The sequence below is a fragment of the Cyanobium gracile PCC 6307 genome (assembly GCF_000316515.1).
GTDB lineage: Bacteria > Cyanobacteriota > Cyanobacteriia > PCC-6307 > Cyanobiaceae > Cyanobium > Cyanobium gracile.
Genome location: NC_019675.1, coordinates 566,254 through 580,363, shown reverse-complemented (window position 1 = coordinate 580,363; position 14,110 = coordinate 566,254). Strand labels below are relative to the sequence as shown.

The following is a 14,110-nucleotide window of genomic DNA, read 5'->3' as shown; positions in this document are numbered from 1 at the left end:
ATCCTGCCGAACGCGATGAGAAGATCGCATCGTCGCCACCGCCTTCCATGCACCAGTTCCTGCCCTATGCCTGGTTCGGCGGACAATGCGTCCCCTTTGCCGAGGCGACCCTCTCGGTGGCCACCCATGCGCTGCATTACGGCACGGGCGCCTTCGGCGGCATGCGGGCCCTCCCCAACCCCGCCGACACCAGCGAGATTCTGCTGTTCCGCGCCGATCGCCATGCCCGCCGCCTCAGCCAGAGCGCCCGGCTGCTGCTGACGGAACTGCCGGAGGAGACGATCCACAAGGCTATCCATGCCTTTCTGCAGGCCAACCGGCCCACCTGTCCGATCTACCTGCGGCCCTTCGTTTACACCAGCGACCTCGGCATCGCCCCGCGCCTGCACAACATCCAGACCGACTTCCTCATCTACGGCATCGAGATGGGCGACTATCTCTCGCCCGAAGGTGTCAGCTGCCGGATCAGCAGCTGGTGCCGCCAGGAGGACCGCTCCCTGCCCCTGCGGGGCAAGATCAGCGGCGCCTACATCACCAGCTCCCTGGCCAAGACGGAAGCGGTCAAGAGCGGCTTCGATGAAGCCCTGCTGCTCAACAGCCGCGGCAAGGTGAGCGAGGCCAGCGGCATGAACCTGTTCATCGTCCGGGACGGCGTGCTGATCACCCCGGGGGTCGATCAGGACATCCTCGAGGGCATCACCCGGGCCAGCATCATGGAGCTGGCGCGCTCCATGGACATCCCCGTGCTCGAGCGCGCCGTCGACAAGACCGAGCTGATGATCGCCGACGAGGTGTTCCTCAGCGGCACCGCCGCCCGGGTCACCCCGGTGCGCCGGATCGAATCCACCGACCTCTCCAGCCACCGCCCCGTGATGGAGCGTCTGCGCGACCGCCTCACCGCGATCACGGAGGGCCGCGATCCCTCCTATGACCACTGGGTCACCCGCATCCGCATCGACGCCTGATGGTCGTCACCGCCGCCATCCACCACCCCACCGACCGCATCGGCTTCCTCGACTGGCTGCACGGTCCCACCCGGCCGGTGCTCGTCTTCGACGGCGCCACGGGCACCTCCCTGCAGGAGATGAACCTGACGGCCGAGGATTTCGGTGGTGCGGCCCTGGAGGGCTGCAACGAGAACCTGGTGTTCACCCGGCCCGATGCGGTCCAGGCGGTGCATCGCCAGTTCCTGGAGGTGGGTTGCGACGTGATCGAGACCGACACGTTCGGGGCCGCCTCGATCGTGCTGGCCGAGTACGGACTGGAGGACCAGGCCTTCGCCATCAACCGCCGGGCCGCCGAGCTCGCCCGCGAGATGGCCGCCGCCTACAGCACGCCGGAGAAGCCACGGTTCGTGGCCGGCTCGATGGGGCCCACCACCAAACTGCCCACTCTCGGCCACATCGACTTCGACACGATGAAGGCCTCGTTCCGCGAGCAGGCCGCCGGCCTGATTGCCGGTGACGTCGACCTGTTCATTGTCGAGACCTGCCAGGACGTGCTGCAGATCAAGGCGGCCCTGCAGGGGATCGAGGAGGCCTTCGCCGCCGCCGGGGAACGGCGGCCCCTGATGGTCTCGGTGACCATGGAGACCACCGGCACCATGCTGGTCGGCTCCGACATCGCCGCCGTCGTGGCGATCCTGGAGCCCTTCCCGATCGACGTGCTCGGCCTCAACTGCGCCACGGGCCCGGAGCAGATGAAGGAGCACATCCGCTACCTGAGCCAGCACAGTCCGTTTGTGGTGAGCTGCATTCCCAATGCGGGGCTGCCGGAGAACATCGGCGGCGTAGCCCACTACCGGCTCACCCCCACCGAGATGCGGATGCAGCTGATGCACTTCGTCGAGGATCTCGGCGTGCAGGTGATCGGCGGCTGCTGCGGCACCACTCCCGCCCACATCGGCGCCCTGGCGGAGCTCGCCTCCGGCCTGAAACCCGCCCCCCGCGAGGTGCGGCAGCCCCGGCAGCGGCTGGAGCGGCCGCCGCTCCACTACGAGCCAGCGGTGGCCTCGATCTATGGCGTCACCCCCTACTTCCAGGACAACTCCTTCCTGATCATCGGCGAGCGGCTCAATGCCAGCGGCTCGAAGAAGGTGCGCGAACTGCTCAATGCCGAGGACTGGGATGGCCTGGTGGCGGTGGCCCGGGGCCAGGTGAAGGAGAACGCCCATGTGCTCGATGTGAACGTCGACTACGTGGGGCGCAACGGGGTGAAGGACATGAACGATCTGGTGAGCCGCCTGGTCACCAACGTCAACCTGCCGCTGATGCTCGACTCCACCGAGTGGCAGAAGATGGAGGCCGGCCTCAAGGTGGCCGGCGGCAAGTGCATTCTCAACTCCACCAACTACGAGGACGGCGACGAGCGCTTCTTCAAGGTGCTCGAACTGGCCCGTGACTACGGCGCCGGCGTGGTCGTGGGCACGATCGACGAGGAGGGCATGGCCCGCACCGCCGAGCGCAAGTTCGCCATCGCCCAGCGGGCCTACCGGGATGCGCTCGAGTTCGGCCTGCCGGCCCACGAGATCTTCTACGACCCCCTCGCCCTGCCCATCTCCACCGGTATCGAGGAGGACCGGGCCAACGCGGCCGCCACGATCGAGGCGATCCGCCGGATCCGCCAGGACCTTCCCGGCGTCCATGTGGTGCTGGGGGTCAGCAACGTCAGCTTCGGGCTGTCCCCGGCCGCCCGCATCGTGCTGAATTCGGTCTTCCTGCACGACTGTTGCGCCGCGGGCATGGATGCGGCGATCGTCAGCCCGGCGAAGATTCTCCCCCTGGCGAAGATCAGCGAGGAGCACCAGCAGATCTGCCGCGATCTGATCCACGACCGGCGGCGTTTCGAGGACGGCATCTGCGTCCACGATCCCCTCACCCTGCTGACCAGCGAGTTCGAGGGGGTGAGCGCCAGGGAGGCCCGGGCCTCAGGGCCCTCGCTGGCCGATCTGCCGCTGGAGGAGCGGCTCAAGCAGCACATCATCGACGGCGAGCGCATCGGCCTGGAGGCCGCCCTGCAGGAGGCCCTGGCGGAGCATCCGCCGCTGAAGATCATCAACACCTTCCTGCTGGATGGCATGAAGGTGGTGGGTGAACTGTTCGGCTCCGGGCAGATGCAGCTGCCTTTCGTGCTGCAGAGTGCCGAAACCATGAAGGCGGCCGTCGCCTTTCTCGAACCGCACATGGAGCGCCAGGAAGGCGAATCCAGCAGCAAGGGCAAGTTTCTGATCGCCACCGTCAAGGGCGACGTTCATGACATCGGCAAGAACCTGGTGGACATCATCCTCACCAACAATGGCTATGAGGTGGTGAATCTGGGCATCAAGCAGAGCGTCGACGCGATCGTCGAGGCCCAGCGGCAGCACAGGGCCGACTGCATCGCCATGAGCGGCCTGCTGGTGAAATCCACCGCCTTCATGAAGGACAACCTCGAAACCTTCAATGAGGTCGGCATCTCTGTGCCCGTCATCCTCGGCGGGGCGGCGCTGACGCCGCGCTTCGTCAATGGCGACTGCCGCCAGGCCTACCGGGGCCAGGTGATTTACGGCCGGGACGCCTTCGCCGACCTGCGGTTCATGGATGCCCTGATGGAGGCCAAGGCGGCCGGCCGCTGGGACGACCACCGGGGTTTCCTCGACGGCGCTCCCGAAGGCCTGGGGCTGGCTGAGCCCCCGTCTGTGGCGGCGGCGGCCGATCCGGACGAGGCGACCGTGGTGGCTGGGGAAGACCCAGCGCCGGCCGGGTCTGGGGCAGCTGGGACGGTGGCGGCCGGCAACGACGACCGCTCCGCGGCGGTGCCGGCAGAACCGGCCATCGCACCGCCCTTCTGGGGCACCCGGGTGCTCACCGAGGCCGAGATCAACCTTGACGACGTCTTCGCCTACCTGGATCGCAACGCCCTCTTCGCCGGCCAGTGGCAACTGCGCAAGACCCAGCAGCAGAGCCGGGAGGCCTACGAGGCGATGCTCGCCGAGAAGGCGGAACCGGTGCTGCAGGAGTGGCTCGGCCGCTGCCGCCGGGAGGGCCTGCTCACCCCCCGGGTGGCCTACGGCTACTTCCCCTGCGGCCGCGCCGGCAATGAGCTGGTGGTGTTCGATCCGACGGCGATGGCCGACGGGGCACCGGCCACCGGCGGCGGCGGCGAGCTGGGGCGTTTTGCCCTGCCGCGCCAGCGCAGCGGCAACCGCTACTGCATCGCCGACTTCTACCGCGACCTGGAGGCCGGCCCGGACGGCGCCCTGCGGCCCGCGGACGTGCTGCCGATGCAGGCCGTCACCATGGGCGAAGGGGCCACCAGCTTCGCCCAGGAGCTCTTCCGGGCTGATCGCTACAGCGACTACCTCTACTTCCACGGTCTGGCGGTCCAGATGGCCGAGGCGCTCGCCGAATGGACCCATGCCCGCATCCGCCGGGAGATGGGATTCGCCGCCGACGAGCCCACGGCCCTCCGGGACGTGCTGGCCCAGCGCTACCGGGGCAGCCGCTACTCCTTCGGCTATCCCGCCTGCCCGAACGTGGCTGACTCCCGCCAGCAGCTCGCCTGGCTGGGCGCCGACCGCATCGGCCTGACGATGGACGAGAGCGACCAGCTGGAGCCGGAGCAGAGCACCACTGCCCTGGTGGCCCTCCACAGCCAGGCCCGGTACTTCAGCGCCTGAAGCCCTCCTCCGACACCGCCTGGGGGCCGGCCATGGCAGGCTTTGCTCACCTTTCGCAACCCTGGCCATGGCCATCGCAGGACCCGGCGGCGTCGATGACGCCATCGCGGCGGGCGTGGATCTGGACGGTTCCCCGATCCCGGCCGCCATGCTCGCCCTCTACGGCGAAGTGATGGAGCTGGAGAGCCGCCGGGCCCGCAGCGGGGTGAAGAAGTCGATGCGCAACCGCATCGTCCGAACCGGCGCCAAGCACATGGATCGACTCACCCTCGACCAGCGCCTGCGGGAAGCGGGCTGGGAGGGCCTCAAGGACAAGGAGATCGCCTTCTTCTACAGCTGACGACGGCCAGACCACCGCATGGCCTGGGGGCTCAGCTGCAGAGCTCCTCCAGGCTGTCGATCACGTCCTGCTGAAAGGCGTCGAGGGCGTCGGAGTCGCTCAAATCGATCCCTTCCCCCGCGGCGTTCTGGGTGAGCTCCTGGAAGTGGAAGGCGCCCTCGCCATGGGCCAGAAACTCCATGGCGGAGGGCTCACCGCTTTCCTTGTAGGCGTCGCAGAGGGCCAGGAAGGCCGCATCCTCGGTGAAATCCCAGCTCATGAAGGGGGTCGTGCTGAAAGACCTTTAACCCCTCTCCCCCGGAATTCGTCAACCTCCTGGGGGCAATTTGTGCCAGTCCTCCGTCAGACTCTCCCCGTTCCTGCACCGCCCCGGCCTTGGTCGCCTCCGCCCCGCAGCCCCCTGCCGAAAGCCGCAACGTGCTGGGAGAACCGTTGCAGGAGTGCGGGTGTGCGCCGCTCACCGGATGGTTCAGGGACGGCTACTGCCATGCCGATCCCGGTGATCTCGGCCGGCACACGGTCTGCTGTGTGGTGAACGAACCGTTTCTCACCTACAGCCGCGCCCAGGGCAACGACCTGTCGACGCCGATGCCGGCCTACAACTTCCCCGGCCTGCGCCCCGGGGATCACTGGTGCGTCTGCGCCGCCCGCTGGCTGGAGGCCTATGAGGACGGCATGGCCCCCCCCGTACGGCTGGAGAGCTCCGCCCTCTCCACCTTGGAGGTGATCCCCCTGGACGTCCTGCGCAGCCACGCCGCCTGAGCGGCGCCCGCAAGCCAAGGCCTCACCAGGGCACCGGCGAGCCGTCCCAGGCGAGGAAGGCGCCGCTGCCGGCAGGCGTCTGGCCCTCCAGCACATCGAGCAGGTGGCCGGCGGCCCGCTCCGGGCTGAACAGGGCCGTGGGCGGCACGGAGCGGCCGAAGGGGGCTGAGAGCGGGGTAGCGGTGGTGCCGGGATGGAGCAGGGTCACGCAGGCCTGGGGGAGGCGGCGCTGCCACTCGATCGCCAGGGTGCGCAGCAGCTGGTTCTGGGCCGCCTTCGCCGCCCGGTAGGCGTACCAGCCGCCGAGGCGGTTATCGCCGATGCTGCCCACCCGGGCCGAAAGGCTGGCGAAGTGCACCGGCCGGTCGCGAGGCAGGGCGGCCTCGATCGCCTGGGCCAGCAGCAGCGGGCCGAAGGCATTGACGGCGAAGCTGCGCTCCAGGGCCTGGCGGTTCACCTGGGAGAGGCGCTTCTCCGGTTGCAGGGGACCGTCGTGCAGCAGCCCGGCGGTGTTGATCACGACCCGGAGCGGCGCGAGCTCGCCGGGGGCACGGGCGGCCAGCGCGGCCAGGCTGGGGTCATCGGCCAGATCGAGCGGGATGTCCGCGCCGCGGCGGCCGGCGCTGCGGATCTGCAGGCCCGGCGCCCGTCGGGCCAGCTCGGCCGCCAGCGCCCGGCCGATGCCCCCCGGACCCACGATCAGGGCCTGACCCTCCCAGTCGTGCCAGCAGGGGTGGGTGGCGGTCGTCATGGCGGGCAGGGGGATGGCGCATGATGGCAGGGCCATCCGGGGATCTGCCCCGCGCGTCGGTCCATGAGTCTGCGCATCACCGTGCTGGGTCGGGGTGCCTGGGGCGGCACGTTGCTGCGGCTCTGGGAGCGCCAGGGGCATCAGCTCCGCAGCTGGTCGCGGCGGGATGGGGGAGACCCGGCGGCCCTTCTGCAGGACTGCGATCTGGTCGTGGTGGCCGTGTCGATGGTGGGGGTCACCCCCCTTGGCCTGGGCCTGCAGGGGCACTGGCCGCAGGGCCTGCCGCTCCTGAGCTGCAGCAAGGGCATTGACCTCGACAGCCTCTGCACCGCCAGCCAGCTCTGGCGGCGCCACCTGCCAGCGCTGCCGCTGGCGGTGATGAGCGGCCCGAATCTGGCCGAGGAGCTGGATCGGGGCCTGCCCGCGGCGAGCGTGCTCAGCAGCGACGACCCCGCGCTGGCCCGCCGGTTGCAGGAGCAGCTGCGGACCCCGCACCTGCGGCTCTACACGAACGCCGATCCGATCGGCACCGAGGCGGCGGGAGCCCTCAAGAACGTGATCGCCCTGGCCGCCGGCATCAGTGACGGGCTGGGCCTGGGGGCGAACGCCAAGGCCTCCCTGCTGTGCCGGGGTCTGGCGGAGATCGCCGTCGTGCTCCAGGCTCTCGGCGGCCAGCCCACCACTCTCTACGGGCTGGCGGGCCTGGGGGACCTGCTGGCCACGGCCAACAGCAGCCTCAGCCGTAACTACCGCTTCGGCAGCCTGCTGGCCGAGGGCTGCGACGAGGCCACCGCCCTCGGCCGCATCGGCGCCACCGTGGAGGGGCCCCGCACCGCCCGTGCCACCCTGGCCCTGGCCGAGCGGGAGGGGTGGCAACTGCCCATCTGCGGGCAGGTGGTGCGCCTGCTGGCGGGGGAGCTGGAGGCCCGCCAGGCGGTGCAGGAGCTGATGCAGCGCGACCTGCGGGCCGAAGCGGCCCCCTGAACGACACGGCTGTGCCGCCGTGCAATGGGGGGACCGTCCTGCGCCGGGCGGCGACGGAGACGGATTCTCCGGCATGATCCATGCACCCTTTGTGGATCTCCGCCGTGAGCCGGCACATCACGGCCGCCATCGTCGCTTTCCGCGCCACCGGCCGGCGACTGCTGCAGGGTTGTCGCCGCCACCCGATCCTGCTCACCGCCCCCCTGGCCGTCGTGGCAGTGGGGGCCGGTTTCGCTGCCCAGGAGCTGATCCCGGCGGGGGCCTCCCGCTCGGATCCCGACCTCCTCGAAGCCCTGATCGCCCAGCCCCGGGAGGTCTCCCAGACGGACACCGGGGCCAGCGAAGCCCCGGACAGGGATCTGCTGGCGGCGGCGTCCCTGCAGGCCCAGCGCACCAGCCTGAGCGATCCCGACCCGGCCCTGGTGGAGCCGGAGGCCGGCGCGGAGGTCCCCCTCGAGATCCGGGTGGCCCTGCTGGGCGCCTCCCCTTCCCCCCGGCTGGGCGCCAGCGGCGTCTGGAGGCTGGTCGACCGGGACGGGCGCCCCGTCCAGGAGGGCGGTCCCGCCGACACCCCCGACCTGGCGGCGGCCATGGACGGACGGGCCGAGGTCTGGATGGAGACGGGGTCCGACCACGTCCTGCAGGTGGACGGCCGTCCCTACGAAGGCCGGCTGAGGGTGCTGCGCGGATCCCAGGGCCTTCAGCTGGTGAACCACGTCTCCCTGGAGCGCTACATCAGTTCGGTGGTGGGTGCGGAAATGCCCAGCAGCTGGAACATGGAGGCCCTCAAGGCCCAGGCCGTGGCGGCCCGGTCCTACGCCATGGCCCACATGGCCCGTCCGGCCAGTGCCCACTGGCATCTGGGCGACACCACCCGCTGGCAGGCCTACCGGGGCCTGGGCAGCGTCACCGCCCGCACCCGCCAGGCCACCGCCAGCACCTCCGGGGTGATCCTCAGCTACCAGGGGGGCATCGTCGAAAGCCTCTACGCGGCCACCACCCGCATCACCCAGGAGGCCCATGGCCATCTGGGGGCCAGCATGAGCCAGCACGGCGCCCAGGATCTGGCGGAGCAGGGACTGCGGTACAACGAGATCCTCGGGCGCTACTACCGGGGCGCCTCCCTGGCCCGACTGCAGGCCGGTGCGAGCTGAGCGCTGTTGGCAACGGGCCCGTGAGGTAACGGAGCGGGCCCGCCGCCAGGGAGCCCTGGTGCCCCTTGATACGTGCATCCTGCCGGTTCCCGGCATGGAGCCGTTCGTTGTCCGCGAGCTGCTCTCCTCCACGCCCCGACACCTGCGCCAGGGTGGGCCCCGGCCCAACCCCTTCCTGCCCTGGGACAGGCCCCTGCAGGTGGAGCTGCTGGAGCCCGCCCACGTGCTGCTGCTGAACAAGTACCCGGTGCAGGAGGCTCACCTGCTGGTGATCACCCGGGACTGGCGCCCCCAGGCCGGCTGGATCGAGGCCTCCGACTGGCAGGCGGTGGCGCAGGTGGGCCGGGACACCGGCGGGCTGTGGTTCTTCAACAGCGGCGCCCGCTCCGGCGCCAGCCAGCCCCATCGTCATCTGCAGCTGCTGCCACGCCGGCCAGGTGAGCCCAGCTGCCCCCTGGCGCCGCTGTTCCTGGAGCAGCTGGAGACGGGGAAGCCCGCCTGGAGCTGGGCCTACCGCCTGAGCCGGCGCAGCGACCCCCTGGGCGGGTCCGATCTGGCGGATCTCTACCACGCCCATGCCAGGGATCTGGAGCTGGGGGATCCGGGCCGAGACAGCGAGCCCCTGCACCCCTACAACCTGCTCTTCGACGACGACTGGTTCCTGACCGTGCGTCGGGTGCGGGAGCACGGGGCCGGCTTCAGCGTCAATGCCCTGGGCTTCGCCGGCTTCCTGCTGATCACCGAGGGCTCCGACAGGAGCTGGCTGGAACGGCATGGCCCCTGGGTCCTGCTGAAGAATGTGGCCGCCCCCCGCTCCTGAGCCCAGCGGCAAACTTCCGTGTTTTCACGGTTGTGCGTTTCGGGCCCCCTGGCCCTCTCTGGAAAAGGAGCGCACCGCCAGCCGTCATCGGCGCAACGGCACGCCCCGCTGTCCCGACATCGCCGACGTCCAGGCCCCACGACCATGGCCCCCTCCCCTTCCTGCCACCAGACCCTTCCCCCCGCCGCCGCCCGCCGCAACCGGCGTGTGGAGCAGTACCGGGGCGTGGTCCGCCCCCTGGCCCTGCACTACGCCCGTTGCAGCCGGGAATCCTTCGAGGACCTGCTCCAGGTGGGGCTGCTGGGGCTGATCCGGGCCGCTGAGCTCTACAAGGAGGAACGCCGCACCCCATTTGAGGCCTTCGCCAGACCCCACATCCGCGGAGCCATCCTCCACTACCTGCGGGATGCGGCCCCGATGGTGCGACTGCCGCGGCGCCAGGCGGAGCTCCAGGAACGGTTCAACCGACTCAGCCGCCACCCCTCCCTGCTGGAGGATCCCGGCCGGGCGATCACCCTGCTCAGCGGCGCCCTGGGCGTCACCCCGGCGGAGTGGCGACGGCTGGAGCTGCAGCGGCTGCTGGCCAGGCCCGCCAACCTGGATGACCCCAGCTTTCTGGAGGCCGTGGCGTCCCAGACGACCAGCGAGCCTTGCCTCCGGGAGGAGCCGGGCCCGTCGGCGGCGATGCTGCTGGAGCTGCTGGATCCCCGCACCAAGCTGGTGGTGCGCCAGGTGGTTCTGGCGGGCTGGAGCTATCGCCGTCTCGGGCGCCAGATGGATGTCAGCCCGATGACGGTGAAACGCTTGCTGCACAAGGGGCTGGAGCAGCTGCGGCGGGAGCTGGACGCCCGCGGACTCACCCCTGGTGATCGCCCTGATCGCGGTGCATCTGCTGCTCAAGGGTGCTGATGGCGGCGTTCATGGCAGCCAGCTGACGCTCGATGCCATCGCGCCAGAAGCTGAGCAGGCGCAGCTTGCGTTCCTGATACCGCCGCAGGGCGCTGGCTCCGGACTCCGACCCGGAGCAGTACCCGAAGGGAGGAATCATGACAAAATCTGCATAGTGGGTCCGTTCTAGCGAGCCCGTCGTTCCATCCGGGGCTGCCCAGTTCCACGCACCCCCCCATCGGTTGGGACGGTCGCATCCCGCCTTACCGTCCTCTGGCCACCCACACCACCAGCCTGTCGCAATTTGAGATCAGTTTCCCCCATTGGTCCCATCGGTGTCTGGCTGACGCTGGGTCTGGGCCTCGTCCTGGCGCAGCCCACCCACGCCTATGTGGCCCTGATGGCGGGTCAGAAGGCCCGGCCGCTGAACGGCACCTTCAACAACGTGCCGGTGCTGCACTCCAACCAGCCCGAGGAGGTCGAGGGGCCGGGGATCCTGATCAACACCGCGCCTGGCTATGCCTACGCCGCCGAGACAGGCCAACCGCTGCGCAATGCCGAATACACCTTCAACGGGGAGTTCGGCATGCACCTGCACCACAAGTACTTCCCCCCCAACCGCCGTTCCATCTCCCCCGGCGACCGGCGGGCGGAGCTCACCCTGGCCGCGATCCTGATCAATCCAGGCGTGCGTCCGGTGCACATCCGCTTTGAGAAGGGGGCGGTGCGTAACAGCTTCGAGGCCCCGTACCTCGCCAACAATCTGATGGGGGTCAAGCCCTTGGGTCCCCGTCCCTGGAACACCGGCCCCGGTGACGCCACCGCCGTGCAGATGCTCCGCGGCCGGCTGGACAGCCGCCTGACCGACGAGATCACGATTCCGGCCCGCAGCCGCATCGTTCTCTTCCAGACCCAGCTGCCGGCCCTCGGCATCGCCAATGCCCTGCTGCGCGGCCGCAGCGACGGCCCCTTCCAGATCGCGGTGGTGGCCGCCAAAGCGCGCGACTCCTACAACGAAGTGCTGGCCGTGCTGGATGAGGGCCGGCTGGCCCCGGGAAGGGTCTACCTCAGTCGGATCAACGACATCCACAACCGGCGCATCTTCTCCCGGGTGGGCGGGGTGGCCCTCGGCGATGCCTACCAGGCCTCGATCAGCCACGACCTCGACATCAAGGGTCCGCTGCACGTGCCCTTCACCAGCACCGACCGGCACAACTTCGGTACCCGGGACGTGCAGGTCAACGCCCTGACCAGCCGCATGGTCGATTCCTCCCTCGACAACGTCGGCACCTACGGGGTTCGCTTCGACATCGACCTGAACCTCAAGGGCAGCGGCCCCTACGAACTGGTGATGAGCCACCCCACCCTGATCGGTGGCCAGCCGTTCACGGCCTTCCGGGGTTCGATCCAGATCCAGACCCCTGCCGGCCTGCGGGAGGTGCATGTGGGCCTGCGCTCGGGACAGAGCCTGTCCCTGGGCCCGATCGACCTGACGCCCGGAGTCGTGAACCCCGTGCGGGTCAGCCTCGTCTACCCAGCCGATGCCACCCCCGGCCACCTGCTGAGCGTGGTGAGCGCCAGCCAGCTGGCCATGGTCCAGGAACGGGAGCGGCAGCTGGAGCTGGCCCGGGCCGGGGCCACCGTCCGTCCGTCCCCGCCGCCCGTCGCTCCTCCGGCGGTCACCATCGTGCCGCCGGCCGCCGCCGTCGCCCCGGCACCCGTCGGCGGCACCGGTCCCCTGGTGCCGCCGTCCCAGATCCTCCGCCCGGCACCGGCCCCTGGCTGGCTGACGCCGCCGCCGCCGCTGCCCTCGTCCAACCGCAGCGTCCTGGCCCCGTCCCCGATGATCACGCCGATGCGCAGCCGCTCGGGCACCACCGCTGGGGGTGGGACGCTGGTGGATCGCTATCGGGAGGCCGTGGAGGCCCAGCAGCAGTTCCTGCGGGACCAGCGGGGACCCTGAAAAGCCGTCCGATGCCCGCGAATCCAGCACCGACGGAGGGCTGCCGTGGCTGAGAAGTCGAATGACGGTCGCCAGCGCATCAGCCTCGACCTCACCCGGGAGCTGGTGGCCCACCTGGATCATCTGCGCCGGGAGTGGGGCATCCGCAGCCGGGGCGATGTGCTCGAACGGCTGCTTGACGATCTGTTCGGCCCCGGCGACGACAGGGACGGCGAGGGAGAGGGTGAGGGGGATCGAGACGGGGATCGCGGTGGCGGCCATGGTCTGGTGCTGGATGGCCGGGCGCTCCAGCGCCACGGCGACGATCAGCAGGACCTGGAGGAGCAGGGGGCCCTGGTGCTGGTGGGACGGGGGGCGATGGACACCCTGCAGGCGGAATTCGAGTGGGAAGCTCCGAAGGAGCAGGCCCCACGCCCCCAGCCCTCGGGGGGGGGGATCGATCTGCCCGGCTTCGTGCGGCGCCGCTCCGATGTGCTCAAGCGCAGCCTGCGGCCGACCGTGTCGCAGGCTGCCGTGCCCCTGCCCCTGACCCCCCTGCCGCCCCTCGGCAGCGAGGTGGTGGAGCAGGCGATGGAGGAGGCCGGCAACCACTGGCGCACGCTCTATGGATCGCCGGCCGGGGCGGCAGTGCTGGAGGCGGCCATGCTCTGGCTGGGCCAGGAGATCTGGCCCCAGTCCGACCAGAGCGAGGGCCGGAGCTTCACCTGGTCGGCGGCCTGCCAGGTGATGCAGCAGTTCGTTCCCGGCTGGAGCGATGGACCGCCGACGTTCGAGCGGGTGATGGTGACCGCCGGGGTGTTGGAAGACCCGTTCAGTGGTTCGACCCTGAGCCTGCGGATTCCCACCCTGATCCGGCGCTTCGTGCACCGTTTCCGGCGCCGCCGCCGGGGCACCTCCTTCCAGACCCTGGAGCACACCATGACCCTGCACGGGGCTCTGCGACTGTTGCAGTTGCCCACCGATCCCGGCCAGCGCCTGACCCTGGCCCAGATCCGCGAGGCTTACCGGGAGATGGCCCAGAGCCACCACCCCGATGCCGGAGGCTCGGTGGAGGCGATGCGGCGCCTCAATGAGGCCTACCAGTTGCTCAAGGAGCTCTACCGGCAGGGGGCCGCGAACGAGCGCTGAGCCGCCGAGGCGAACGGCCGGACCCCCAGCGAGTGGACCAGCAGTCCCACCTGGGACGCCTTGCTGGTCTAGTCATGCGACACAGAGGCGACGTCCAGGACGAAGGATTCGGTTGCCAGGGCCGCCCCAGTCCCAGATTCTGCCGATGAGACTATTTGTAGGTCTCACAGCTGGACCAGAGCGGGTGCAGCGATACCGTGATTTTTCATCGATTTGAGCTGTCACCACCGATGGGACTATCCCCATCGACGCCGTGGGCGCTCGACGATCATCTGGCCGCGAAGCCGGAGAATGTCCAGGGGTTGCGAGTGGTGGACCGTCGTTCTGTCCATGGGTTGGACAGAAGTTGAAAAGGCAGATCCCAGCTAGCTTTCAATTCACTGCGTATCTGCCTTTGACACAGATACGCCGAGTCAATCAAGGCTCGAGTCGGTCATTGACCGCAGAAGCCGCTCGAGGACGGCTGGATAGATCCATCCCCAGGGCCTGTGGGCCTGGGGCGAGCATGCTTCCGTTCACGTGTCTCGCCCATCCAGCCTGGGAGCAGGTTCAGGACCAGGTAAGGGTCTCATCCTGGATAGCTGCGTAGCAGGTGTTGGACCCGTCTCTTCGAGAAGCGAAGGGCTCCTTGTCGACCAGGCGACAGGCCTGGCAACCACGGGT

Annotated in this window: 13 protein-coding genes; 10 read left to right on the top strand and 3 right to left on the bottom strand. The window is 69.6% G+C overall.

Going from position 1 to position 14,110, the window contains the following annotated elements; translation table 11 throughout:
• Positions 1-47: 47 nt before the first annotated feature.
• The 3 genes from CYAGR_RS02610 (at position 48) to CYAGR_RS02600 (ending at position 4,997) form a co-directional block, all read left to right on the top strand.
• The gene (locus CYAGR_RS02610; RefSeq protein WP_015108211.1) at positions 48-965 is read left to right on the top strand and encodes a branched-chain amino acid transaminase; all 918 of its coding nucleotides are present in this window, start codon (positions 48-50) and stop codon (positions 963-965) included.
• Positions 965-4,657 carry a methionine synthase gene (gene metH, locus CYAGR_RS02605; RefSeq protein WP_015108210.1) on the top strand — a complete coding sequence of 1,231 codons (3,693 nt, stop codon included), beginning with the start codon at positions 965-967 and terminating at the stop codon, positions 4,655-4,657. Before CYAGR_RS02610 ends, metH begins: the two co-directional genes overlap by 1 nt.
• Before the next feature lie 67 nt (positions 4,658-4,724).
• The gene (locus CYAGR_RS02600; RefSeq protein ID WP_015108209.1) at positions 4,725-4,997 is read left to right on the top strand and encodes a small RNA NsiR4-regulated ssr1528 family protein; all 273 of its coding nucleotides are present in this window, start codon (positions 4,725-4,727) and stop codon (positions 4,995-4,997) included.
• A 31-nt stretch (positions 4,998-5,028) separates the two neighbouring features.
• Here CYAGR_RS02600 and CYAGR_RS02595 read toward each other — a convergent pair whose 3' ends face one another.
• Complete coding sequence (locus tag CYAGR_RS02595; protein WP_015108208.1) at positions 5,029-5,256, bottom strand: hypothetical protein; 228 nt, start codon at positions 5,254-5,256, stop codon at positions 5,029-5,031.
• Positions 5,257-5,372: 116 nt separating this feature from the next.
• On the opposite strand from CYAGR_RS02595, the gene CYAGR_RS02590 reads away from it, so the two are divergent.
• Positions 5,373-5,759, top strand: a complete 387-nt coding sequence (locus tag CYAGR_RS02590; protein ID WP_015108207.1) for a DUF2237 family protein — start codon at positions 5,373-5,375, stop codon at positions 5,757-5,759.
• A gap of 22 nt (positions 5,760-5,781) precedes the next feature.
• Here the strand turns inward: CYAGR_RS02590 and CYAGR_RS02585 are convergent, their stop codons facing one another.
• On the bottom strand, positions 5,782-6,546 hold the full coding sequence (locus CYAGR_RS02585; RefSeq protein WP_015108206.1) for an SDR family NAD(P)-dependent oxidoreductase: 765 nt from the start codon (positions 6,544-6,546) through the stop codon (positions 5,782-5,784).
• Positions 6,547-6,573: 27 nt separating this feature from the next.
• Here CYAGR_RS02585 and CYAGR_RS02580 point away from each other — a divergent pair, with 27 nt between their 5' ends.
• From CYAGR_RS02580 to CYAGR_RS16295, 4 genes are all read left to right on the top strand, one after another.
• Positions 6,574-7,494 (top strand): NAD(P)H-dependent glycerol-3-phosphate dehydrogenase, encoded by a 921-nt coding sequence (locus CYAGR_RS02580; RefSeq protein ID WP_015108205.1) that lies wholly within the window; start codon positions 6,574-6,576, stop codon positions 7,492-7,494.
• Positions 7,495-7,574: 80 nt separating this feature from the next.
• The gene (locus tag CYAGR_RS02575) at positions 7,575-8,648 is read left to right on the top strand and encodes a SpoIID/LytB domain-containing protein (RefSeq protein WP_015108204.1); all 1,074 of its coding nucleotides are present in this window, start codon (positions 7,575-7,577) and stop codon (positions 8,646-8,648) included.
• Positions 8,638-9,468, top strand: coding sequence for an ATP adenylyltransferase family protein (locus tag CYAGR_RS02570; protein WP_015108203.1), 831 nt, complete (start codon positions 8,638-8,640; stop codon positions 9,466-9,468). Before CYAGR_RS02575 ends, CYAGR_RS02570 begins: the two co-directional genes overlap by 11 nt.
• Positions 9,469-9,612: 144 nt before the next feature.
• Positions 9,613-10,377 carry a sigma-70 family RNA polymerase sigma factor gene (locus CYAGR_RS16295; protein ID WP_015108202.1) on the top strand — a complete coding sequence of 255 codons (765 nt, stop codon included), beginning with the start codon at positions 9,613-9,615 and terminating at the stop codon, positions 10,375-10,377.
• Here the strand turns inward: CYAGR_RS16295 and CYAGR_RS16835 are convergent.
• Positions 10,325-10,516 carry a hypothetical protein gene (locus tag CYAGR_RS16835; RefSeq protein WP_015108201.1) on the bottom strand — a complete coding sequence of 64 codons (192 nt, stop codon included), beginning with the start codon at positions 10,514-10,516 and terminating at the stop codon, positions 10,325-10,327. The genes CYAGR_RS16295 and CYAGR_RS16835 overlap by 53 nt on opposite strands.
• Positions 10,517-10,660: 144 nt before the next feature.
• On the opposite strand from CYAGR_RS16835, the gene CYAGR_RS02555 reads away from it, so the two are divergent.
• On the top strand, positions 10,661-12,319 hold the full coding sequence (locus tag CYAGR_RS02555; RefSeq protein WP_015108200.1) for a DUF3370 family protein: 1,659 nt from the start codon (positions 10,661-10,663) through the stop codon (positions 12,317-12,319).
• A 45-nt stretch (positions 12,320-12,364) separates the two neighbouring features.
• Positions 12,365-13,447, top strand: a complete 1,083-nt coding sequence (locus CYAGR_RS02550; RefSeq protein WP_015108199.1) for a J domain-containing protein — start codon at positions 12,365-12,367, stop codon at positions 13,445-13,447.
• Positions 13,448-14,110 lie beyond the last annotated feature (663 nt).

Excerpts from the sequence above, each read along its gene's own strand:
- CYAGR_RS02580 (WP_015108205.1), top strand. The coding sequence starts at position 6,574 with ATGAGTCTGCGCATCACCGTGCTGGGTCGGGGTGCCTGGGGCGGCACG.
- CYAGR_RS16295 (WP_015108202.1), top strand. The coding sequence starts at position 9,613 with ATGGCCCCCTCCCCTTCCTGCCACCAGACCCTTCCCCCCGCCGCCGCC.
- CYAGR_RS02595 (WP_015108208.1), bottom strand. The coding sequence starts at position 5,256 with ATGAGCTGGGATTTCACCGAGGATGCGGCCTTCCTGGCCCTCTGCGAC.
- metH (WP_015108210.1), top strand. The coding sequence starts at position 965 with ATGGTCGTCACCGCCGCCATCCACCACCCCACCGACCGCATCGGCTTC.
- CYAGR_RS02585 (WP_015108206.1), bottom strand. The coding sequence starts at position 6,546 with ATGGCCCTGCCATCATGCGCCATCCCCCTGCCCGCCATGACGACCGCC.
- CYAGR_RS16835 (WP_015108201.1), bottom strand. The coding sequence starts at position 10,516 with ATGATTCCTCCCTTCGGGTACTGCTCCGGGTCGGAGTCCGGAGCCAGC.
- CYAGR_RS02610 (WP_015108211.1), top strand. The coding sequence starts at position 48 with ATGCACCAGTTCCTGCCCTATGCCTGGTTCGGCGGACAATGCGTCCCC.
- CYAGR_RS02575 (WP_015108204.1), top strand. The coding sequence starts at position 7,575 with ATGCACCCTTTGTGGATCTCCGCCGTGAGCCGGCACATCACGGCCGCC.
- CYAGR_RS02600 (WP_015108209.1), top strand. The coding sequence starts at position 4,725 with ATGGCCATCGCAGGACCCGGCGGCGTCGATGACGCCATCGCGGCGGGC.